Origin of the sequence: Streptomyces sp. NPDC048442, from assembly GCF_040651475.1 — a bacterium.
Lineage (GTDB): Bacteria > Actinomycetota > Actinomycetes > Streptomycetales > Streptomycetaceae > Streptomyces.
On record NZ_JBEZKB010000034.1, the window covers coordinates 20,981 to 44,751 of the forward strand.

13 protein-coding genes and 1 tRNA gene are annotated in these 23,771 nt (G+C 70.2%); 3 read left to right on the plus strand and 11 right to left on the minus strand.

Translation table 11 applies throughout. The features are described 5' to 3' along the window. Positions 1–21 precede the first annotated feature (21 nt). Positions 22–1,335 (minus strand): hypothetical protein, encoded by a 1,314-nt coding sequence (locus tag AB0D18_RS35220; RefSeq protein ID WP_362428244.1) that lies wholly within the window; start codon positions 1,333–1,335, stop codon positions 22–24. A gap of 6 nt (positions 1,336–1,341) precedes the next feature. Further along, complete coding sequence (locus AB0D18_RS35225) at positions 1,342–13,473, minus strand: amino acid adenylation domain-containing protein (protein ID WP_362428247.1); 12,132 nt, start codon at positions 13,471–13,473, stop codon at positions 1,342–1,344. 661 nt (positions 13,474–14,134) lie between these two features. Here AB0D18_RS35225 and AB0D18_RS35230 point away from each other — a divergent pair. Further along, positions 14,135–15,610, plus strand: coding sequence for an MFS transporter (locus tag AB0D18_RS35230; RefSeq protein ID WP_362428250.1), 1,476 nt, complete (start codon positions 14,135–14,137; stop codon positions 15,608–15,610). A 39-nt stretch (positions 15,611–15,649) separates the two neighbouring features. On the opposite strand, the gene AB0D18_RS35235 is transcribed toward AB0D18_RS35230, so the two are convergent. Both AB0D18_RS35235 and AB0D18_RS35240 read right to left on the minus strand, forming a co-directional pair. Then, on the minus strand, positions 15,650–16,840 hold the full coding sequence (locus AB0D18_RS35235) for an acetyl-CoA C-acetyltransferase (protein WP_362428253.1): 1,191 nt from the start codon (positions 16,838–16,840) through the stop codon (positions 15,650–15,652). 192 nt (positions 16,841–17,032) lie between these two features. Then, positions 17,033–17,106, minus strand: a tRNA-Pro gene (locus AB0D18_RS35240). 226 nt (positions 17,107–17,332) lie between these two features. On the opposite strand from AB0D18_RS35240, the gene AB0D18_RS35245 reads away from it, so the two are divergent. Both AB0D18_RS35245 and AB0D18_RS35250 read left to right on the plus strand, forming a co-directional pair. Then, positions 17,333–17,980, plus strand: a complete 648-nt coding sequence (locus tag AB0D18_RS35245; protein WP_362428390.1) for a transketolase — start codon at positions 17,333–17,335, stop codon at positions 17,978–17,980. Positions 17,981–18,023: 43 nt separating this feature from the next. Then, a complete protein-coding gene (locus AB0D18_RS35250) occupies positions 18,024–18,920 on the plus strand; it encodes a transketolase (RefSeq protein WP_362428256.1) in 897 nt (298 codons plus the stop codon). A gap of 96 nt (positions 18,921–19,016) precedes the next feature. Here AB0D18_RS35250 and AB0D18_RS35255 read toward each other — a convergent pair whose 3' ends face one another. From AB0D18_RS35255 to AB0D18_RS35285, 7 genes are all read right to left on the minus strand, one after another. Next, complete coding sequence (locus AB0D18_RS35255) at positions 19,017–19,376, minus strand: MmcQ/YjbR family DNA-binding protein (RefSeq protein ID WP_362428259.1); 360 nt, start codon at positions 19,374–19,376, stop codon at positions 19,017–19,019. A gap of 74 nt (positions 19,377–19,450) precedes the next feature. Next, positions 19,451–20,368, minus strand: coding sequence for an alpha/beta hydrolase (locus AB0D18_RS35260; protein ID WP_362428262.1), 918 nt, complete (start codon positions 20,366–20,368; stop codon positions 19,451–19,453). Between the two features lie 81 nt (positions 20,369–20,449). After that, positions 20,450–21,655, minus strand: coding sequence for a Gfo/Idh/MocA family oxidoreductase (locus tag AB0D18_RS35265; RefSeq protein ID WP_362428265.1), 1,206 nt, complete (start codon positions 21,653–21,655; stop codon positions 20,450–20,452). 82 nt (positions 21,656–21,737) lie between these two features. Continuing rightward, positions 21,738–22,307 carry a GAF domain-containing protein gene (locus AB0D18_RS35270; protein WP_362428268.1) on the minus strand — a complete coding sequence of 190 codons (570 nt, stop codon included), beginning with the start codon at positions 22,305–22,307 and terminating at the stop codon, positions 21,738–21,740. Positions 22,308–22,320: 13 nt separating this feature from the next. Beyond that, positions 22,321–22,980: an ATP/GTP-binding protein gene (locus AB0D18_RS35275; protein WP_362428271.1), complete on the minus strand. Its 660-nt coding sequence runs from the start codon at positions 22,978–22,980 to the stop codon at positions 22,321–22,323. Further along, on the minus strand, positions 22,958–23,329 hold the full coding sequence (locus tag AB0D18_RS35280) for a DUF742 domain-containing protein (protein ID WP_362428274.1): 372 nt from the start codon (positions 23,327–23,329) through the stop codon (positions 22,958–22,960). The genes AB0D18_RS35275 and AB0D18_RS35280 overlap by 23 nt, the downstream gene beginning before the upstream one ends. 2 nt (positions 23,330–23,331) lie before the next feature. Further along, a complete protein-coding gene (locus AB0D18_RS35285) occupies positions 23,332–23,769 on the minus strand; it encodes a roadblock/LC7 domain-containing protein (RefSeq protein WP_362428277.1) in 438 nt (145 codons plus the stop codon). Between the last annotated feature and the right edge of the window lie 2 nt (positions 23,770–23,771).

Genomic DNA, 23,771 nt, shown 5'->3' on the forward strand with positions numbered 1-23,771 from the left:
CGAACCCCTTCCGGTTCCGGGCTAGTTCGAGAACGCCTTGAGGCAGTCCTTCGCCCGGTCCGGGAGCACGTACTCCCCGTCCTTCACGATGCGCTCGTACAGGCGCTCCACGCGCTCGTAGTGGTCATCGAGATTCTGGTCCAGGAGGTGGTAGTCGGACTTGTTGTAGATCCCGTACTGGAGGTCGGTCATGAGCCGGAACGGATCCATGGAATCCGCGCGCACCTTGGAGCCGAACACGAGGCGCAGGAATTCGTCCACGCTCTCGTAGCCGAGCGTGGCGAGCAGGAACTCGATCGACGCCCACTTGCGCCTGGTCTGGTACGCGCGCTCGTCCGGGTCGACGATGAAGTCGAGTCCGCTGGACATGCCGCGCGGATAGTGGACCCGGTTGAAGCAGCGCAGGTCGATGGTGAGCCGGTCCTTCGACGTCATCGGCAGCGTGCCGTCCGCGTGAACGCGGTAGTTGTCGAAGACCAGCGCGTCGCCCACCCTGCTGTCGCAGTAGTAGCCGGGGGACGGCGTGTCGGCGTAGCGCATCTCCCAGTACTTCGCCATGAGGAAGTCGCGCACCGAGGGCAGATCGATCTCGGAGAGGTTCCCTTCCAGGAAGAGGAACAGCGCCTTGTCGACCGCGGCCTTCTCCTCGCCCGCCAGGCCGTACTCCAGCATCTTCTCGTAGACGTACTGCAGGTTCGGCGCCTCGACCTCGGCCTCCTCGAAGATCACGAAGGGCTGGCGGTCGAGCGGCGTCGGGGTGAGCGCGGTGTGGAAGCTGCGGTACTCGGTGGGGAACCCGAGCCGCTTCTTCACCAGTGACGGGACCTGCAGCCCGATGCTGCTGGCCGCGTGGGTGCCGTACGGCTTCTTGTTGGCCGGCACGATGAACGCGTTGACCACCGCGGTTTCGACCTCCGGGAAGTGCTCCTGCACGATGTCCTGGTTGAGGTCGTAGAAGCGCTTGGCCGAGGGCACGAACAGGACGCAGTTCTCGAACATGGTGGAGACGGGGAAGTAGCTGCCGATCGAGGCGGCTGCGAAGCTCTCCTGGATGACTGCCTGGCACCGCAGTTGGCGTGCCAGGTTGTCGGCGAGGTCGTCGTCCAGGTTCATCGGGACGACCTCGGTGGGGGTCACCTCGGGGTAGAAGCAGCTCGGGTTGAGTGCCCGGCCGGGTGGCAGCCGGGAGGCCATCTCCCCTTTGTCCACGGTGTACTTGTCGAGCACGGGGGCCAACTGCTGGGCGTGGGCGGCCGCGGAGGTGTGGAGGAAGGTTCCGGTCTTCTGGTAGGTGCCCGTCACCGGGGTCTCTGCTTCGGCTGTTGCGTCGTTCATGGCCGTCTACTCTCCTTCTCCTCGGTACGCCGCCTGGATGCGGGCCACGTAGTTCGCTACGAATTTCTCGTCGACGGGCGGGGACGGGTACGCGTCGCCGCCGAACACGGCCTCACCGACGGGAAACGCCGCGAACATGCCCGCCAGGCCGTCCTCCGTGAGGCCGTCCACCAGGGCGGCGATCCGGGCCAGGGGGCCCGTCGGATCCGCGGCGGCGCCGGCCAGCGCCTGCTCCCGCCACACGTCGAACGGCACGATCTCCGCTCCGCCGCCGGCGGCGCCGACCCTCTCGAAGAAGCTGTCGAAGGTGGGTGCCTGCGCGTTGATGAAGTCGTAGTCCTTGCCCGTACGCGCCAGGTCCTCGGTCATTGCCTCGGCGATGGTCCGGCACAGGTAGTCGACCGGCAGTACGGCCGTGAGGTCGACGTCCAGCGACGGGAAGCTGCCCAGGGTGAGGCCGCCGACGATCAGGTTGTGGAGGAAGTCACCGCGGTCGAGCCTGAAGTGCCCCGTGCGGGTCGAGGCCGCGACGAACGGCAGCCGGTACACCGACGCCTTCGCCCCGCGCCAGCGCGCCGCGGCGACCATCTGTTCGGCCTGCCACTTGGAGGTGAGGTAGCCGTACTCGCGGTCGTCCTCGCTGACTTCGTACCCCAGGTACTTGGGCAGTGTGGCGAAGGTCGAGATGAGGTGCACCGTCTTGCCGCGGCCACGCGAGGCCAGTCGCAGGGCCTCGTGCGTGCCGACCACGTTGGGCCCTGTGTAGTCGTCCAGCGGCCGCATCCAGTCCACCAGAGCGCCGGCGTGGCAGATGGCGTCGACCTCGTCCGCGAGCTCGTCGAAGGCTTCCTCGTCGAGTCCGAACAGGGGGCGGGACAGGTCGCCCACCACCGGGTTGACCAGGGGCGCGTACTCCTCCTTCCACAGGCCGTAGCCGTCGAGCGCGGCGACGAGGCGCCGCATCGCCGTGCTCTGGTCCTCGGCGCGCACCAGGCAGTAGGAGACGATCCCCCGCTCCAGCTGCTCGTGCAGGAGGAAGGCGCCGACGAAACCGGTCGCGCCCGTGAGGAAGACCGACTCCGGGGCGGTCTGCGGCCCCTTGGCGTTCTCGAAGCGGAGGTCCGGGTCGAGACAGCCCTTCCTCGCCCCCGTCAGGTCCAGGCCCGGATCCTCGGCCCTGGCTGCCGGGGCCGGAACCGGTGCGGCCGAGGCGTCGATGCCTGCTTCGAGCAGCTTCTCCAGCAGGAACGCGCCGAGCGCCTTCAGGTTCGGGTGGTCGAAGGCGATCTTGGCGGGCAGTGCGAGACCGGTCAGGTCCGCAAGCTGGTTGCGCATCAGGACCGCGGTCAGCGAGTCGATGCCGATGTCCTGCAGCGCCAGGTTGACGTCCACGTCGTCAGGCGAGGCGAACCCGAGGGTTTTCGCCACCTGTTCCCTGACCACGCCCAGCACCACGGCCGGGTACTCCTCGGGTGCGGCTTCGGCCAGCAGCTTGCGCAGGTCCGTGCCCCCGCCGCCGCTCCGGGAGCGGCCGCCCCCGTTGTTGCTCAGCAGCGTGCGCATCAGCGGCGGTATGCCGCCCCGCTCCTCGAAGTAGCGCTGTACGCGGCCGAGGTCGAGCGCGGCGGACATCGTCAGCGCCCGGCCGCTCTGCACCGCCAGCTCGAACAGTTCCAGGCCTTCCTCCGGTGCGAGCCGGTCCAGGCCGAGCTGGGCGAAGCGGACGCGGTCGATCTCGCTGAGGCCGGCCGCCATGCCCTCGCCCTCCCAGGGGCCGAAGGCCACCGAGGTGGCCGGCAGGCCCGTGGCGCGCCGCAGGTGGGCGAGCGCGTCGAGGAAGGAGTTGGCCGCCGCGTAGTTGCCCTGGCCGGGTGCGCCCATGACGCTCGCGATGGAGGAGAACATCAGGAAGAAGTCCAGCTCCATGTCCTGGGTCAGCCGGTGCAGGTGCCAGGCTCCGTCCAGCTTGGGCAGGTAGACCCCGTCGAAGCGTTCCTGCGTCAGGGTGGTCAGGGCGCCGTCGTCGAGGACACCGGCCGCGTGGACCACACCTCGCAGCGGCCGGTCGTCGCCGAACAGGGCCATGACCGACTTGACGCTGTCGAAGTCCGCCGAGTCGCAGGCCACCACGGTGGCCGTGGCGCCGAGTTCGGCCAGCTCGTCCACGAGGGACTGGGCGCCTGGCGTGTCCTTGCCGCGGCGCGAGGTCAGCACCAGGTCGCGGACGCCGTGGGTGCGCGCCAGCCAGGTGGCCACGCGCCGGCCGAGGTCGCCGAGGCCGCCGGAGACCAGCACCGCCCCGTCCGGCCCGATGAACTGCCGCTGCTCCGAGGGGATCAGTACGACCTTGCCGACGTGCCGTGCCTGGGCCATGAAGCGCAGGGCCTCGGACGTGTGCGTCATCGGGAAGGTGCGCAGCGGCAGCGGTGTGAGGCTGCCGTCGGCGAGCAGGTCCGCGAGGGAGAGGAGCATCTTGTGGATGAGGTCGGGGCCCGCCTCGGGCAGGTTGTAGACCGTGTAGCTGACACCGGGGTGGAACTCGTCGACCCAGGACTGTTCCCGCAGGTCGATCTTGCCCATTTCCAGGAACCGGCCGCCGCTGCCCAGCATGGAGAGGCCGGCGTCGATGAACTCCGTGGCCAGCGAGTTCAGTACGACGTCGAAGCGCCCCTCGGGCAGGGTGGCGCCGAATTGCTCGACGAAGCCGAGGTCGCGCGAGGAGGCGATGCGGTCGTCGGCCAGGCCGGACTCCCGCAGCGCGGGCCACTTCGGCTCGCTGGCCGTTCCGTACACCTCGCAGCCGTGGAGCTTGGCGAGCTGTACGGCGGCCATGCCCACGCCACCGGCGGCGGCGTGCACCAGTACCCGCTCCCCCGGTTGCAGGGCGCCCAGTTCGTGCAGGCCGTACCAGGCCGTGAGGTACGTCATGGGGATGGTGGCGGCCTCGTCGAAGCCGAGGTTCTCCGGCATGCGGACCACCTGGCGGGCGTCCATGACGACCTCGGAGGCGAAGGAGCCGCGGGCCAGACCGAGTACCGGATCGCCCACCTTCACATGGGTGACGTCGGTCCCGGCCTCGGTGACGACACCGGCGAATTCGAGGCCGAAGGCGGGGATCTCCACCATGCCGAGGGCGTTGAGCACATCGAGGAAGTTCACCCCGGTGGCCTTCACGTCGGCGCGGATCTCACCGGCGGCCAGCGCCGCCCGCGGCACGGCCTTCACCTTGAGCGGCTCGTCCAGCCGGCCCTTGGCGGCGATCTCCAGCTGCCAGTTGCCGTCGGCCGGGATCTCCAGTTCGCTGCCCGAGCCCACCCGCTGGAGCTGCGGTACGAGCACCTCGCCGTGGCGCAGCGCGCACTCGGGTTCGGCCTCCAGCATCAGTGCGGCGGCGAGTACGCCCCGGTCCGCCTCTTCCCCGCCCAGGTCGATCATGCGCAGGGCCAGTTCGGGGTGTTCGCTGCGGGCGGTGCGCATCAGGCCCCACAGGGGTCCTGCCCCGATTCCGGAGACCGGGTCGTCGGCGCTGGTGCCCACCGCGTTGCGGGTGACCCACACCAGGGGCGCCCGGAACTCGGTCTTGACGGCTTCCTGGAGCTGGTCCAGCGCCTTCGCGGACAGCGCGTGCGCCTGGGACGGTACGTCGCCCTCGGAGCCCCACAGGCAGATCAGGCCGTCCAGGTCCTCGGCGTCCTGAAGGTCGGTGACCTTGAGGACCTGGATGCCGGCCCGGCCCAGGGTGGTCTTGACCTCCCGTGCCCACGGCACGTCGCCGTCCGGGCAGAGCATGCCCCAGGAACCGCCCAGCTCGACGTCGGCGATGTCGGTCTGCCGCCAGTCGACGGCGAACTGGAAGCGTTCCACTCCGGCCGCGGCGAGGCGGCGCAGTACCGCCCGGTCCACCCGCCGCGCGTGCAGACGGTGCAGCCGGCCGACGTTCTCCCCGGCAGAGTTGTAGATGTCGAGCGAGGCCCAGAACTCTCCCTCGCCCAGCTCGAATTCGGCGACGTGGACCCAGATCTCGGAGAGGCCCTTCTCCCGCAGCGTCAGCCGCTCGACCTCGAACGGGACGAACAGGTCGTCGCCGGTCTTCTTCTGCAGCCGCTGGGTCAGCAGCAGCGAGTGCATGGCCGAGTCCAGCAGGGCCGGGTGCAGGCCGTAGTGGACGGCGGACTGCTCCGCGCTCTCGGGCAGCTTCGCCCTGGCCCATACCTCGTCGCCCACGTGCCAGGCGTCCTTGATGCCCTGGAAGGTCGGGCCGTAGCCGTATCCCAGTGCGGTCAGGTCGCTGTAGAGGGCGGAGGCGTCGAGGGGTTGTGCACCTGCGGGCGGCAGGGTCACGGCGGGGGCCCCGCGCTCTGCCCTGTCGCTCTGCCCCGCCTCGTTCTGCGCGGGCACCAGGCGGCCCTGCGCGTGCAGTTGCCAGGTGTCGTTCTCGCCCTCCGGCGAGCTGTAGACCTGGACCGGGCGGGCGTCGCCGACGGGCGGGCCCACCGTGACCTGGAGCCGGACCAAGGCGTCCGAGGCGAACACCAGGGGCGCGGCGATGACGACGTCGGCGAGGTCCCACTCGCCGTCGCCACCGGCGTTCCCCGCGGCGCTCATGGCCTCGAAGAACGCGGTGCCCGGCATGAGTACGGCGTCCATGACCCGGTGTTCCTGCACCCAGACCGGTTCGTCCGCCGCCACCAGGGTGGTGAACACGGAGATGTCGGTGCCCGCGACGTCCATCCCGCCGCCGAGGAGCACGTGCTGGGCGTCGTTCAGACCGGCGCCGATCTGCCGGGAGGCCGGCGGCTCGAACCAGAAGCGCTCCCGCTGGAAGGCGTAGGTCGGCAGGGCGACGCGCGCGCCGCCGAAGGGCGCGAACCAGCCGCGCCAGTCGACCGGCACTTCCCGTACGTGCAGCTCGGCAAGGCCGCGCAGCATGACCGCGGCGCCATTCTTGCCCGGGACGAGCGACGGCACCCAGGTGCGGGGGGATTCGTCGGCCAGACAGGCCGCACCCATGCCGGAGAGCACGGCTTGCGGGCCGAGCTCCAGGAAGGTGTCCACGCCCTGCTGGTGGAGGGTGCGCACGGCGTCGCTGAAGCGGACCGCGCGGCGGGTCTGGCGGACCCAGTAGTCGGGCCGCTCCAGTGCGCCCGGTGCGGCCTGCTCGCCGGTCGCACCGCTGACCACGGTGAGCTGCGGCGGGTTAAACCGTACGGTCTCGGCCACGGCCTTGAAGGCCGCCAGCATGCCGTCCATGTGGTGCGAGTGGAAGGCGTGGGACACCGTCAGCTTCTTGGCCTTGCGGCCGCGGTCCACGAAGTGGGCCACCAGTGCCTCGACGGCGTCGGTGTCACCGGAGACGACGGTCTGGGTCGGCGTGTTCAGGCCCGAGATGTCGGCCTTGCCGTGCAGCCCCAGTGCGTCGAGGGCCTCTTCCGCCTCCGTATCACTGGCCTCCAGCGAGGCCATGGCGCCCCGGCTCGGCAGGGCCTGCATCAGCCGGCCGCGCGCCTCCACGAGCCGGCAGGCGTCGGACAGGTCGAACACCCCGGCCACGTGGGCTGCCGCGAACTCGCCGATGCTGTGGCCGAGCAGCAGGTCCGCCTTGACCCCCCAGCTCTCCCACAGCCGCCAGAGGGCCACTTCGAGGGCGAACAGGGCGGGCTGGGTGAAGTCGGTGCGGTGGAGCAGGGCCGCGGTCTCGCTGTCGGGCTCGGCCCACATCACGTCGAGCAGCGGCTTCTCCAGACCGGTGAACCGGGCCGCGATGTCGTCCAGCGCGTCCCGGAAGACGGGATGGGCGTCGTACACGTCCTTGCCCATGCCCGGCAGCTGGCTGCCCTGGCCGGTGAACAGAAGGGCCACCCGGGAGTCCCCGGCGCGTTCCCCGCTGCGTACGGAATCGGCGGGGAGTTCGCCGGTACGGGCGAACGAGGCCAGCTTGTCGAGGAGTTCGGCCTTGTCCTTGGCCGTCAGGACGAGGCGCTTGCGGAAGTGGCTGCGGGTGGTCGCCAGGGAGGCGGCCACGTCACCGACGCGGTCGTGGATGTTCATGCCCATGTGCCGGTGCAGGTTCTCCGCCTGCTCCCGCAGGGCGGCGTCGGTGTGTCCCGACACCAGGAACGGCAGCACGGACGGCAGCGGGGCCGGCGGCTCGGCCTCGGCGTCCCGGGCGGTGCGCAGCGGCGGTTCCTCGACGATGACGTGGGCGTTGGTGCCGCCGATGCCGAAGGAGCTGACGCCGGCCCGGCGCGGTGTGTCCTTCGCCGGCCAGGGGCGCTCCTCCTTCACCAGCGCCATCCTGGCGCCCTTCCAGTCCACCGCCGGGGTGGGCTCCGTGACGTGCAGGGTGCGGGGCAGGGTGTCGTGCTGCATGGCGAGCACGACCTTCATCACGCCCGCGAGGCCTGCGGCCGCCTGGGTGTGGCCCAGGTTGGACTTGGCCGATCCGACCCACAGGGGGCTCTCGTCCGAGTGGCTGCCGTCGAAGACCTCCGCGAGGGCGGTGCCTTCGATGGGGTCGCCCAGCTTGGTGCCGGTGCCGTGGGCCTCCACGTAGTCGATGTCGCCCGGCTGCAGCCCGGAGGCGGCGAGGGCCGCGCGGATGACCCGCTGCTGGGCGGGGCCGCTGGGCGTGGTGAGGCTGGCGGCATGGCCGTCGTGGTTGATTGCGGTGCCGCGCAGCACGGCCAGGACGGTGTCGCCGTCGCGTTCCGCGTCGGACAGCCGCTTGAGGACGACCGCCGTGGCGCCCTCGCTCCAGCCGGTGCCCTCGGTGTCGGCGGAGAAGGACCGGCAGCGGCCGTCGGGGGACATGCCCCGCAGGCGGCTGAACTCCACGTGGAGTTCGGGCGAGAGCATCAGGCTGATACCGGCGGACACCGCCAGGTCGCATTCGCCGTTGCGCAGCGCGTTGCAGGCCAGGTGGGTGGTGACCAGTGAGGAGGAGCAGGCGGTGTCCAGGGTGAGGGTGGGGCCTTCGAGGCCGAACACGTAGGACACGCGGCCTGACATGGTGCCGCCCGCGGAGCCGGGGCCCACATAGCCGTCCAGGTCGGCCAGGCCGCCGGCCATGGTGAGTCCGTACTCGTGGTAGGCGGAGCTCTTCCCGACGCCGATGAACGCGCCGGTCAGGCTGCCGCGCAGCTGGTCCACGGTGTAGCCCGCGCGCTCGAACGCCTCCCAGGTCGTTTCCAGCGCCATGCGCTGCATCGGGTCGAGCGACCGTGCCTCGCGCGGCGAGATGCCGAAGAAGGGGGCGTCGAACCGGTCGATGGGGGTGACGAATCCGCCGCTGGAGCAGTACGACGTGCCGGGCGTCTCCGGGTCCGCGTCGTACAGCGCGTCGGCGTCCCAGCGGTCCTTGGGCACCTCCACGATGCCGTCGCCGCCGCGGGCGAGCAGCTCCCAGAACTCGTCCGGGGTGTTCGCGTCGCCGGGGAGCCGGCAGGCCATCGAGACGATGGCGATGGGCTCGTCGTGGACGGCGCGGCGGTGGGAAGGGACGATCTCCCGGCTGGTTCTGTCGTCGCCGGCCAGGTGCGCGGCGAGGGCCTTGACGGTGAAGTGCTCGAAGAGTTTGGGCGCGGAGACGGTCCGCCCCAGGAGCTCTTCGAGGCGCATCTGGACGCGGACGACCCGCAGCGAGTTGCCGCCGATCTCGAAGAAGTTCTCGTGGGTGCCGATCCGGTCGTGGCCGAGTACCTCCGACCAGACGGCCATGATGTCGCGTTCGAGTTCGTTGGCGGGCTTGGCCGTGGGGGTGATCGCCGCCACGGGGTCCGGCAGCGCCTTGTGGTCGATCTTCCCGTTGGGCGTCAGCGGAAGCTCGTCCAGCTCGACGATGAACGCGGGCACCATGTAGTCCGGCAGCCGCTCCGCCAGCCAGGGGCGCAGTACGCGGCCGAGGTCGGGCCTTGCGCTTTCGCCGACGGCGGGGACGTTCGCGTACCGGGCGAGGGATTCCCGGTCCATGGCTTCGGCGGGGTGCAGACCGAGGTCGGGGGTCTGGCCCGGGGTCCAGAACACGGCGTCGAAGGCCCACCGGTTGCGGGACCGGCTGGGCAGCAGGGCCATTTCCAGGCCGGCTTCGGCCGCGATGTCCTTGAGGTCCTGCGGGTCGACCCACTGCGCGGGCGGCTGCGGGGTGCTGTCCAGGGCTGCCGCGACTCGGCTGTGCACCTCGCCGAGGCGCCCGTTGGGGATGTCGTTCAGGCGCAGCGGCCGGCCGCTGTCCGCGTCCAGTTGCTCGCGCAGCTTCTGGGCGGTGTCGAGCGTGCCCGCCTGCCAGGTGCACTCGGTGCTCGGGGCCGGAACCTTCGCGTCCGTACCCATGTGGAGAGTGACGTCGAAGCGGTAGCGCGTCATTTCGTTGGTGTAGTGCCCGTCGCGCAGGGTGATGTCGACGCGGGCGATCTGCGGGAAGAGGCTCGGCAGGTGGGCGAAGAAGTCGGGGGTGAGGGCCAGTTCACGGTCCCCGCGCATCGCACGCTCGGTGTGGCGGGCCAGTTCCTCGGGAGCGATCTCGCCGTTGCTGCGGAAGTGGGCGACGTCGGCGTGGAACACGTCCAGCAGTGACATGTCGCGTACGTCGCCGATGAACACCCGGCCCCGGTCGACCGCCTTGGTCGCCCATTCCAGTACCGAGGTCAGGTAGTCCGCACCGGGGAAGTACTGGGCCACCGAGTTGATGACGACGGTGTCGAAGGCACCTTCGGCCACCTCGGGCAGTTCGTGGGCCGAACGGCGTTCGCAGGTGACGTGCGGCAGGGAGCTCAGGTGCCGGCGGGTGAGGTCGACGGCCTGCTCGGAGGCGTCCACCGCGTGGTAGGTGGTGCAGTGCGGTGCGAGGCTGAACAGCATCAGGCCGCTGCCGGACCCGACTTCGAACACGCTCTGCGGCGCGTACGACAGGATGCGGTTGACGGAGCTCATCTGCCAGTCGCGCATTTCGGCCGGGGAGAACGGCTGGCCGTCGTAACTGTTGTGCCAGCCCGCCAGGTTGAACGAGGGGTCCTCGGCGTCGGCCTCGTAGGCGACGTCCCAGGCACCCGTCCACTCCGTCAGCGCGGTGTCGCGGTCCTGCTGTGCCTGCCCGGGTCCTTCCGTCCGCGCCGCATCGCGTACGCAGTAGGCGACGAGCTGCTCGTCGTGGCCGACCACGACCGCGCGGCTGATGTCCTCGTGGCTGGTGACGGCCGACTCGATGTCGCCCAACTCGATGCGGTGGCCGCGCAGTTTGACCTGGCGGTCGCTCCGCCCGAGCAGGCTCATCCTGCCGGGTCCGGTGAAGCGGGCGAGGTCGCCGGTGCGGTAGAGGGTGCCGTCGTGGAAGGGGTTGTCCGCGAAGCGCAGCCGGGTCTGCTCCGGGTCGTCGTGGTAGCCGCGCGCCACCGAGGCGCCCCCGATGCACAGTTCGCCGGGGAAGCCGAGCGGCACCGGTGCCAGGTGTTCGTCGAGTACGTAGAACTGGGTGTTGGCGATCGGGTCGCCGATGACGATCTCGCCGCCCTCCCGCACCTGCCAGATGCTCGACCAGACGGTGGTCTCCGTCGGGCCGTACATGTTCCACACCTCGGCGCCGACGGCGAGCAGCCGGTCCGCCAGTCGGCGCGGCAGCGCTTCACCGCCGCAGAGGATCTTCGTCAGTCCTGCCGTGCCCTGCCAGCCCGAGTCGAGCAGCAGCTGCCAGGTGGCGGGCGTCCCCTGCATCAGGGTGATCGCGTGCCGCTCCATCAGTGCGAGGAGCGCCTTGGCGTCGATGACCTCGCGGCCCTGGGCGATGACCGTGCGTGCGCCGCAGAGCAGCGGCAGGAACAGTTCGAGGGCCGCGATGTCGAAGGAGATGGTGGTGACCGCCAGGAGCCGGTCCGCTTCGCCGCAGCCGGGCCTGCGCCGCATCGAGGACAGGAAGTTGCACAGCGCGCCGTGGCTGATCTCGACGCCCTTGGGGTGCCCGGTCGAGCCCGAGGTGTAGATGACGTACGCCAAGTCGTCGGCGGACACGTCGACTTCGGGGTTGTGGTGCCGGGCGGCGGAGTCCGCCGATACCTCGGATTCCGCCGATACCTCCTCGACGCTCAGACAGCGGGTGGCCCAGGCGAGCAGGCCGTCGGGCGCCGCAGCGGGCGTGACGATCAGCTTGGGGTCGGCGGCGTCGATCATCAGCCGGATGCGGTCGGCAGGGAAGGCGGGGTCGATCGGCACATAGGCGGCGCCCGTCTTCAGTACCGCCAGCAGGGCCACCACCAGGTCGATGGAGCGGTCCAGTGCCACGCCGATCAGGTCGCCGCGGCCGACGCCCCGGTCGATCAGGACGTGGGCGAGCCGGTTGGCGCGGGAGTTGAGTTCTTCGTACGTGAGGGTGGTGTCCGCGCAGACCAGTGCGGCACTGCCGGCGTGACTCTCGGCGGAACCTTCGAAGAGGCGGTGCAGGCGGTGCCCGAGCGCAGAGCCGTCGCCGGTGGCGTTGAACTCCTCGATGAGCGCGCGGTGTTCGGCTGTGGGAACGACATGGACGGAAGCCGTCGGCTGGTCCGCGTTCCCGGGCAGTCGCTCGCACCAGTCACTGAACTGCTCCGCGAGGCGGACGACGTCCTCGCGGGAGATGCGCGAGGCGTCGTAGCGGAAGGCGACCGTGCCGGCCTCGTCCTGGACGTCCAGCTCCAGCCTCGGCCGGTGGGCATCGCCGGGCGAGGCAGGTGCGTGGGCCTGGCCGGCCTCGTCGGCCTCGTCGGCCTCGTCAACGGGGGAGCTCGGGCCGCCCCAGGAGATCAGCACATCGGGTGTGAGGGCGCCGCTGTCCCAGAGGTTCCTCAGCGTCTCGTCGCGACCGATGGAGTCGCGGCGCAGCCATCCCCTCCCTTGGCCGTGTACGAACTCGTGGCTCAGCGCGCCGATGTTCTCCGAGACCGTCCGGTCACCGTCGACATGAACCACAAGAGGAAGCCACGGGGCGAACAACTCCCGGTGTACCGGGCCGATTTCGTCGCGGGGCGCCGCCATCGCAAGCCGGATGTCCTGCTTTCCGCCGGCCCTGCTCAGGAACACGCCCAGGGCGCCGGCCAGCCGGGCGGCCGAGAAGTATCCGCCCTCGTCCTGCTGGTCCGCCGGGACCGGCACGCGGCACTGCGCGACGACGTAAGACCCATCCTGTCCCGACCCGTCCTGCTCCGTCCCGCCCTGTCCCGACCCGTCCTGCTCCGTCCCGTCCTGCGGCGGCGCGTAGGGAAGGCGGTACGGATCGCCGTCCGCGATCAGCCGCTTGCGCCAATAGCCCGCGGCCTTGGACGCCTTGACACCGATCCCGGTGATACGAGCGGCCGCCTCCTCGTCCGGCGAGGCCAGCACGGCGCCGGGTTCCAGGCCCGCTGCCGCGACGACGTCACCGACGGCGAGCGGTTCGCCCTCCAGGGTGCTCAGGCGGGTGAGACAGACGGTGCCGGAGGCCGTGGTGATCTCCAGGCCGGAGGCCTCCTCACAGGAGACGACCGTGCCGGGGGCCGCGTCACGCACGGCCGTACTGCCGGTACGGGCCTCACGGACCGCGAAGAGGCGGCCGCCCAGATTCGCCTTGGGCCACACCAGGGGGCTGGCGAAAGGTCCGTGGTCCGTGGCGCGGAGCAGGGCGAGGATCCGCTCGGCGTCCTGCCGCCAGTCGATCAGCCCTTCGGCGGCCGGCTGGGTGTGCCGGGAGAAGTAGCGGCGCGTCGTGAGGTCCTGGGGCGTGGCCGTCTCGCGGCCTTCCGCGATCTCGTCGATCAGTTCGGCCAGGCTCGAAACGGCCGCCTCGTCGCACTTCAGGCCGAGCGACAGGGCGCTCTCACCGGGCTCGATCGGCACCGGTATCCGCTTGAGTACGTCGCCGCCGTCGACCAGCGTGTCCATCCGGTGCCAGCTGATGGCGTACTCGCTCGCACCGTCGGCGATGGCCCAGGACGGCGCGTGCAGTCCCGAGTACTCGGGCAGTGGACCGTAGTGGTAATTGATGCTCGCGCGCCGCGCGCAATTCAGCAACGAATCGGGTACGACCGCGTAATTGCCGACGCTCAGCAGAACGTCGCACGTCCATTGCGGGGCGAGCGCTACGGCCTCGTCCAGTTCATGGTGCGCAATTCCCGCCTTGATTGCCCAAGAACGTGCCACGGAGTCACCAGTCACGACAGCCCTGATCCGATGCCCCTTCGCCAGAAGGGTTTCGCCGGAGCGCGCGAGCACGCTTCCGCTGCCGATCAGGATGGAATTCAAAGAAGTCATCGCCCCGTCACTCCGAGTTCATCTCCGGTGAATCCGTACAGCGCAATCCAATGCGCGGTGCAGCTACTGAGCTTCGCGTTGCACTTACGGGCCATGCGTTCCGGCAGCGGAAATCACTGTCTCCCCGACAGCCTTTTCCACGGTCCTGGATCATTTCCTGGGGCACCCAAGAGCGAGGGGTGCGGAAGGGCGGGAGTCACTGGACGAGGGAATCGCCGGTACCCGCTGGACGTGCACAAGTCTCGGCATGTGGACGACCCACCGCAAGGCGTGGCGCGAAAGTCCTGGGCACGGCCCGAGTGATTGTGATCACACGCATTGGCCGACCCTGCACGCGCCATCATCTTCCCGCCCCACGAGCACCAACAGGCATTGACTGTCTGCCCGTTGGTGCCCCAGACTCCCTCTTCGTCAACTGCAAGCAGAGGACGTAAAGCCCCTGTTGTGGGACAACTGCACTGAGAGACACGTAAGTTGACCGGTGGTCTCGACCATCCACCCGGTGACATACACGAGTTGGCGACTCACACCCGGATGAGGGGATCGGTCAGTGTCCGACGAATCGGTTGATCAGCAGCGCAAGCCGGACACGGTCAACACGTCTCGCGTCTTTGCGTTGTGCAGCGGCGCCAGCTTCCTGGCGTTCCTCGACCTCTCCATCGTGAGTATCGCCTTCCCCGACATCCTCAAGGATTTTCCGGGCACTTCGCTCAACAGCACGACATGGGTTCTCAGCGGGTATTCGGTCATGCTGGCCGCCATGCTCGCGCCGTTCGGCCGGATCGCGGACAGTATCGGCCGGCGGACCGTTTTCCTCTGGTCGCTGACGGGCTTCTCGGCCGCCTCCCTGGTGTGTGCGGTGGCGCCGTCCGTCTGGTGGCTCATTGCCGCCAGGGTCGTCCAGGGCGTGGCGGCCGGCGGCATGATCCCGGCCGCGCTGGGACTGATTCTGGCGACCACGCCCCGGGAACGCATCGCACGTGCGGTGGGCGCCTGGTCCGCGGTCGCGGGGTTCTCGGCGGTGATCGGACCGGCGGCGGGCGGAGTGCTGCTGAGCGCGTTCGGATGGCGTGCGGTGTTCTACGTCAACCTGCCCCTGTGCGCCGCGCTGTTGATCGGCGGCCTGGCCGCACTGCCCCGGGACGTGCGCGCGGCCGGCGGCAGGCTGCCGGACCCGATCGGGAGCGTCGCCCTCGCCCTGGGTATCGCCGGTGCGGTGACCGCGCTCACCCAGGGCGACACCTGGGGCTGGGGTGACCCCCGGACGGTCGGGCTCGGCGTCGTCGGCATCGCGCTCGTCGTCGCCACCGTCCTGCGTTCGCGCGGGCATCAGGCTCCGGCCATCGACATTCCGGTCTGGCGCAGCCCCGTTTTCAAGATCGCGAGCCTGGGTCTGGGCCTGCTCAACATGACGATGTTCGCGTGGATGCTGGCCGCCCCGCTGTTCGCGGCCTCGATCTGGCACTGGTCGGTTCTGCAGACGGCTGCGGCACTGAGCATCGGCGCCGTCTCCTCGATGACCGGCTCACTGGCCGCCGGACGGCTCGCCCGCCCCGCCCACCAAGTGCGGGTCGCGGTGCTGGGCTCGGTGCTCTTCGCGGGCAGCAACGCGATCTGGGCATCCGGCCTGTTCGGATCCACGCCGAACTTCTGGGGCGGTTGGCTGCCGGCCGCACTGCTCGGCGGAGGGGGCCTGGGCCTTGCCATTACGTGCCTGTCGACGCTCGCGGCCAGGACGGTGGCGCCGGTCAGGTTCGCGAGCGGCCTCGGCATGACGCTGACGGTTCGCCAGGTCGGTGGCGCGGTGGGCGTCGCCGGACTCGCCTCCATCATGGCGTCGAGCGCGGTGCCCGGAAGCGTCGCGTCCTTCCACGCCGTCTACTACGTCGCCATGGCCGTCAACCTCGTGTGCGCACTCCTCATGTGCGCCCTGTTCGCGGCCCTTCGACCGTCGTCGGCGCCCGAGGTGCACACACCTCAGGCGCCCGTCCCCGCCGACGCACCGGGCGGCAACCTCGACCGGTGAATACGTCGATCCGGACCGATGATCCGGACCGATCGACCGTCAGACGTTCGGAACGCGGATCAGCAGCGCATCACCCTGTCCCCCGCCGCCGCACAGCGCCGCCGCACCGAGTCCGCCACCACGGCGCCGCAGTTCGTAGGCGAGGTGCACGACGAGCCGGGCACCGGAAGCACCGATCGGATGGCCGAGGGCGATCGCTCCGCCGTCGACATTCACTAGGTCCGGGCTGACGCCCAGTTGCTCGGTGGACACGATGCCGACCGCGGAGAACGCCTCGTTGATCTCCACCAGATCCAGATCACCGGGCTGCAACTTGGCCTTGGCCAGCGCCGCCTTGATGGCGTTCGACGGCTGCTCGTGCAGACCGGCGTCCGGCCCGGCCACCACGCCGTGCGCACCGATCTCCGCAATCCAGGACAGGCCGAGCTCCTCTGCCTTGGCCTTGCTCGCCACGACCACCGCGGCTGCGCCGTCGGAGATCTGCGAGGCCGACCCTGCGGTGATGGTCCCGTCGTCGGCGTACACGGGGCGCAGCTTCGCCAGTGCCTCCACCGTGGTGTCGGGGCGCACGCCCTCGTCGGCATCGAACACCACCGGGTCGCCCTTGCGCTGCGGGACGCTCACCGGCACGATCTCCTCGTCGAACCGCCCCGCGGCCATGGCGGCGGCCACCTTCTGGTGCGAGGCGGCGGCGAACTCGTCCTGCTTCTCCCGGGTCAGCCCCGGGTAGCGACTGTTGTACTTCTCCGTCGAGACGCCCATGCCCACCTGGTCGAACGGACAGAACAGCCCGTCGTGGATCATGTGGTCGACCAGCGGTACGTCACCGGCCTTGAAGCCCGAACGTGACTTGCCCAGCAGGTGCGGCGCCTGCGTCATCGACTCCTGGCCGCCCGCCACCACCAGGTCGAACTCACCGGCCCTGATCAGCTGGTCCGCCAGAGCGATCGCATTGATCCCGGACAGGCACACCTTGCTGACGGTCAGCGCCGGGATGCTCATGGGGATCCCGGCGGCCACCGCGGCCTGCCGGGCCGGAATCTGCCCGGCGCCCGCGGTGAGCACCTGCCCCATGATCGTGTACTCGACCTGCTCGGGCCTCACTCCCGCCCGCTCCAGCGCCGCCCTGATCGCGATACCGCCCAACTGGGCTCCGGAGAAATCCTTGAGCGCACCGAGTAGCCGGCCGGTGGGGGTACGAGCCCCGGCGAGGATGACGGATCCGGACACAAGTCCTCCATGGGAAGAAGTTCACGGTCGGTAACTTCCTTACCCCAACCGGGAGTTGTGTAGCGCCGTCCGGCGGTGTGAGGCACGGCACAGCAGGTGGCACACCCCCGCTCGCCCCGGCAGAACTCCCTGGAAACGCCTCAGGGGCCGTCCGAAGACGGCCCCTGAGTTGTACTAAATCCGACATCACTGTCGGGACGACAGGATTTGAACCTGCGACCCCTTGACCCCCAGTCAAGTGCGCTACCAAGCTGCGCCACGTCCCGATACCCGCCTGACCTGGGGTTTCCCCTGGCTGAGCGCGTATGAGAACGATACCGCACTTCAGGACGTGGTTGCGAACGTCTTTGCCTGCTTGCCGGGCTTGACCTCAAGTCTGCTTGAGGTCGCATCCTCGATTCCATGAACACGGAGACGAGGACAGCGACGTACGACACCCACCGCACCCACCGCACCCAGGACAGCTACGGATACCCGGATCTGCCCCGCCTGATGGGCCTGATGACCGGCGACGAGAAGCACGGCCCCGCCGCGACCTCGACCCTGGACGCGCTGTGGGTGCTCTACGACCGGGTGCTGCGGGTGACGCCCGGCACCACCGAAGACCCCGGCCGGGACCGGTTCCTGCTCTCCAAGGGGCACGGCCCGATGGCGTACTACGCGGTGCTCGCCGCGAAGGGGTTCTTCGGGGAGGAGGTGCTGCCGGGGTTCGGGTCGTACGACTCGCCGCTCGGGCACCACCCGGACCGGCTGCTCGTGCCGGGCGCCGAAATCGGCAGCGGCTCGCTCGGGCACGGCCTGCCGCTGGCGGTCGGCACCGCGCTGGGGCTGCGGGCCCAGGGCCTGACGGAGCCTGCGGTGTGGGTGCTCGTCGGGGACGCGGAGCTGGACGAAGGCAGCAACCACGAGGCGATCGCGTACGCGGGACCGGCCGGACTCGGTCGGCTGAACGTGGTCGTCATCGACAACTCGTCCGCGACGCACGGCTGGCCCGGCGGGATCGCCTCCCGCTTCGAGGCCGCCGGCTGGTCGGCGACCACGGTCGACGGCCGCGACCACGAGGCGCTGTACGCGGCGTACAGCGCACCGCACCCGGGCCGGCCGCACGTGGTCGTGGCCCGCGTCGAGCCCAAGAACTGACACGACGACCGTCAACGGACGAGCAGCACGAGGGGATTTCACCATGGACACGATGCGGGACCGTTTCATCGCCACCACCGGCCGGCTGCTGGACGAGGACCCCCGGGTCGCCGTCGTCCTGGCCGACATCAGCGCGGACGGCTTCACGCCCGCCCGCCAGAAGCACCCGGAACGGGTGGTGAACGTCGGCATCCGGGAGCAGTTGCTCGTCGGCGCGGGTGCCGGGATGGCCCTGGCCGGGATGCGACCGGTGGTGCACACCTTCGCCAGTTTCCTGGTGGAGCGGCCCTTCGAGCAGGTGAAGCTGGACTTCGGCCACCAGGGCGTGGGCGGTGTGCTGGTCAGTGCGGGAGGAAGCTACGACTGGCCCGCCGGGGGCTTCACCCACATGGCACCGGGCGATGTGGCCCTCCTTGACACGCTCGACGGATGGACGGTGCATGTGCCGGGTCACCCCGACGAGGCGGAGGCGCTGCTGCGGCACGCCGTCGCGGACGGGGACGAGCGGGTCTATGTACGGCTGTCGCTGCAGAGCAACGTGCGAGCCCGGGAGGTACGGGGCGACGGCGGGTTCGTCACCGTACGGGAGGGGCGCGGCGGGACCGTCGTCGCCGTCGGGCCGATGCTCGACAACGTCACGGCTGCCGTGGAAGGGCTGGACGTGACCGTCCTGTACGCGGCCACGGTGCGGCCCTTCGACGGGGCGGCGCTGCGGGCCGCCGGGCACGCCGATGTCGTCCTGGTCGAGCCCTATCTGGCGGGTACCTCGACCGGCGCGGCGAACGACGCGCTGGCGGACCTGCCGCACCGGGTGCTGGGTCTGGGCGTGGGACAGCGCGAACTGCGGCGGTACGGGGACATGACCGAGCACCTGGCGGCGCACGGCCTCGACGCGGCCTCACTGCGGAACCGGATCGGCGGGTTTCTGGGACACCGGTGAGAGAGCCCCGGATCCGGCCCCGGTGGTGAGAGCTCCCCGGATCCGGCCCCACTGGTGGGAGCTCCCCGGATCCGGCCCGGTGAGAGCGCCCCGCATCTACGGTTCGGGGTCGGCCGGGTCCGGATGGAGGGCGAGCAGTTTGCGCGGCGCGACCTGGCGCCAGGAGTCGAGGAGGATGGCACGGAGTTCCTCTTCGCCCTCCAGTGCTGCCAGGTGCGCGCGCAGCCAGTCGTAGTTGTCGTCGTGGCCCGCGCGGACGAAGAACTTGTCCGGTTCCGCCTCGATCAGCTCGGGCCTTTCCTCCTTCGGGCACTTGAAGGCCATCGACTTGTCGTCGTCACTCAGCGCGGCGAAGATCTTCCCGGCGACCCGGAAGGTCGGGCTGCCCCAGGCGAGCTTCTCCGCGGTGTCCGGCAGAGCGAGCGCCACCCTGCGCACATCCTCGGAAGTGGTCATGGGAAAACCGTACGGGCCACCACTGACAATCGCCTCGGCCCGACCGCCCCGTGCGCACGTCCCGTACGAACGCCTCAGACGTGCTTGTCCAGCCAGGCCGTCAGGTCGGCCTGGACCTCGTCCCGGTTGATCTCGTTGAGGATTTCGTGGCGGGCCCCCTCGTACCCCTTCCAGGTGAGGTCCTCGACGCCCGCGTAGCGCAGGTCCTCCAGGAGTTCGTGGACGAGCGTCATGCCCTGGTTGCAGGGGTCCTCGGTGCCGACCGCGAGGTGGAAGGGCAGGTCGGCGGGGATGCGGGCGAGGTTGCGCGGGTCGTTGAGCTTGCGGATGCCGTGCACCCAGTCGAGGGAAAGGCCCGCGCTGAAGGGGAAGCCGCAGCGTTCGTCGGCGGTGTAGGCGTCGACCTCGGCCTCGTCCCGGGAGAGCCATTCGAAGCCGGTGCGGTGGGGGAACGCGTCGTTGAAGGAGGCGAACCGGGCCCCCGTGAACGAGGCGGGCGCGTCCCGCCCGTCCGCCTCGATCTTTCGCTCCAGTTCGGCCACCGCCGCTTCGAGGTCCGTGCCGGGCAGCGTCCGGAAGACCCCGGAGAGGATCACTCCGGCCAGGTCGTCCGGGTACTCCTGCGCATAATCGCGGGCCAGCATCGCGCCGAGGCTGTGGCCGAGCAGCACCACGGGGACACCCGGGTGGAGGGCCCGCGCCTGGTCGCCGACCGTGCGCAGGTCGGCGACCGTGGAACGCCAGCCGTCGTCGCCCGCCACACCGAACCCTCCGGTGCCCGTGGCGGTAGCACCGTGGCCGCGGTGGTCGGAGGCGATCACTCCGTAGCCGTGGGCGACGAGGTGGCGGGCGAACCGGTCGTAGCGCAGGGCGTGTTCGGCGGCGCCGTGCGCCAACTGGACGAGGGCGCGCGGGCGGCCGCTTTCCGGCAGCCAGGTGTACGTCGCGATCTGGACGCCGTCGTGCGCGGTCGCCGTGCCGGGGGTGGTCATGGGGTCGGCCTGCCTCTCTCCGTGGCGGGGGTACGTGGACTTGGGTACGTACGGTGCTGACCCTCCCCCGGTGCCGGACGGTTATGCCGGAGTCTGCCCCCGCTCGAAGTACGCCACCAGCTCCGCGTCCAACTCCGGCACCCGGCGCGGCGTCCCGCCGTCGCGCAGCGAGTCCGTCGCCCGGCAGCCCGCCGCGACGGCCATCCGGGCGGCTACCGGTGAGGTGTCGGTCGTACCCCCGTCCCGTACGAAGCGCAGGAACTCGTCGACCAGGAGCGGGTCGGCGCCGCCGTGCCCCGCGTTGTCCTGCACCTCGGGCACCGGATGGATCTCGTCGGCGTCGGCACGGTATCCGGAGCGGCGGGTGTTCCAGACCCTGACCTCCGCTCCGGGTCCGTCGCCGAAGTTCTCCAGACGGCCCGCGTCACCGATGACGGTGTAGTTCCGCCAGTAGTCGGGGGTGAAGTGGCACTGCTGGTAAGCGGCCAACACCCCGTTGTCGAGGCGCATGTTGAGGAGGGACACGTCCTCCACGTCGATCACCGGGTTCAGGGCGCGCTGGGTGTGCGGCGGCCAGTGACCGTCCTTCGTGTACCAGTCCTCCGCCTTCGGCTCCCCCGGCGCACGACGGTGCGGAATATCGCCGTAGACCATCAGGTCACCCATCGCCTGCACCTCACGCGCGTAACCACCCGCCAGCCAGTGCAAAACGTCAATGTCATGAGCCGCCTTCTGCAGCAGCAGCCCGGTGGTGTGCTCCCGCTCGGCATGCCAGTCCTTGAAGTACCAGTCACCCCCGTAACCGACGAAGTGCCGCACCCACACCGTCTTCACCTCACCGATCGCACCACCCGCGACCAGCTCACGCATCAGACGCACCACCGGCATGTGCCGCATGTTGTGCCCCACGTACAACCGGGTCCCCGACTCGAACGCCGCCCGCAGAATCCGGTCGCAGTCCTCGACCGTCGTCTCCAGAGGCTTCTCGACGCACACCGGCTTCCCCGCCACCAACGCCTGACACGCCAGGTCCGCATGCGTGTGATCAGGAGTAAGGACCAGCACCGCGTCGACCGACGGATCCTCGATCACCTTGCGAGGGCCGGCCGCCATCACCGCGTCGGGAAAGGCCTCCGCCGCAAGCGCGCGGGCACGGTCGTCGGGGTCGGCGAGGGTGACGACGCGCGCTCCGGCGCCGGGCCGGTGGGCGGTACGGGCGAGGCTGCCGCGCAGCCCGTAGCCCAGGACGCCGATGCGAAGGTCGGGCGGTTCGGGCAGGTCGGTCATCGTTCGTACTCCCTTGGCAGAGTCGTCTGTGCGGTACGGAAGGTGACGTTAACGCCCACGTGGGAAGCGGCGAGGAATGGGCTCAGATTCCGCCGTCCTCCCGGCGCTCTATCTCTGCCATCAGCTCGGCCGCCATCGCCTTGATGGTCTCCAGGCCCTCCTTCCCCCACTGCCGGGGCCGGGTGTCGACGACGCAGATCGCGCCCAGTGCGATGCCCGAGCGGTCGATGAGCGGGGCGCCCAGGTACGAGCGGATGCCGATCTCGTCGACGACCGGGTTGCCCGCGAAGCGCGGGTAGTCGCAGACGTCCTCCAGGACGAGGGCCTTCCTGCGGGCCACCACGTGCGGGCAGTACCCGTGGTCGCGGGCCATGGCGCGCCCGATCCGCCCGGCCGCCGCGGCGGCCCCGAGGTCGCTGCCGGAGAGGGTGCCGTGCGGGGTGTGCAGACCGGCGAAGAACTGCCGGTTCTCGTCAATGAAGTTGACCATGGAGTACGGTGCGCCGGTCGCCTCCGCGAGCCGTACCGCGAACGCGTCGAGCACCGGGTCGGGCCGCCCACCGAGGCCCAACTCCCGTAGCCGGTGGGCTCGTTCGGGTCCCTCCCGGTCGGCGGGGGTGAGCAGCAGATGGCCGATCCTGTCGTACGTCATATGTGGGCTCCCGTCATGGGTGGGCTCCGTGGGTCGTGGGCGGGACAACGGGTGTGCTGCTGAGGAGGTGCTTGACGAGGGTGACCAGGGTGGCGATGCCGGAGCTGGCGAGCCGGGCGTCGCAGATCACCACCGGGATGTCCGGGTTGAGGTCGAGGGCGCCGCGCACCTCCTCGGGTTCGTACCGGAAGGCGCCGTCGAACTCGTTGACGGCGACGACGAATCCGATGCCGCGCGTCTCGAAGAAGTCGACGGCGGCGAAGCAGTCCTCCAGGCGGCGGGTGTCGGCGAGGACGACCGCGCCGAGCGCTCCTTTGGAGAGCTCGTCCCACATGAACCAGAACCGCTCCTGGCCGGGGGTGCCGAAGAGGTACAGGACGTGGTGTTCGTCGAGGGTCATGCGGCCGAAGTCCATGGCGACGGTCGTCATGGTCTTGTTCTCGACGCCCTCCAGGCTGTCGGTGGCGACTCCGGCCTGGGTGAGGAGTTCCTCCGTACTGAGCGGGTCGATCTCGCTGACCGCTCCGACGAAGGTCGTCTTGCCGACGCCGAAGCCGCCCGCGACGAGGATCTTGAGCGCGGTGGGGAACACCTCGGGCCCGGGGCCCGTTCCTCCGCCGCCGTATCCCTCGTAGCCGTCGGAGCCGTAGTCAGAGTTGTCGTCGTAGACCATCGAGCACTGCCTCCAGCAAGTCGCGGTCGGTCGGTGGGTGTTGGAGGATCGGTGCGTGCGTGAGGACCGCGCCGCAGTCCACCAGGTCGGACAGCACGACCTTGGTGACGACGGCGGGGAGCCGCAGATGGGCTGCGATCTCCGCCACCGACATGGGGTCGTCGCACAGGCCGAGCGCCGTGAGGTGCTCGGGGCCGAGGTGCATGGGGAGTGCGGCGCCGGTGGCCATCACCATGGTCAGCAGGTCGAGTTCGGTGCTGGGGCGGGTGCGGCCGTTGCTCACCGTGTACGGGCGGATCAGCCGGCCTGCCGCGTCGTCGAGCCAAGGCCCGTCCTGCGGGGCCGCCACGTTCAGTACCCCGGGGCGTTCGCCGCGCTGCCCGCCCGCTGCCGCGCGGGCGTCGCCAGGTACGGCCGTACGCTCTTGACCAGCATCGCCATCTCGTACCCGAGGACGGCGGCGTCGGCCTCCCGCCCTGCCAGTACGGCGAGGAAGGTGCCGGACCCGGCCGTCGAGACGAACAGCAGCGTCGAGTCGAGCTCGACCACCACCTGCCGGACCTCGCCGCCGTCACCGAACCGCATCCCGGCGCTGCGGCCCAGCGAGTAGAGGCCGGAGGCGAGGGCCGCCATGTGGTCGGCGCTGTCGGTGTCGAGGCCGTGGACGGACTTGACGAGTCCGTCGGAGGAGAGCAGCACGGCACTGCGGGTGTACGGGACCCGTTGGACCAGTCCGCTCAACAGCCAGTCCAGGTCGGTCGCTTGGCCGGTCGGCGCATCGCTCACCATGG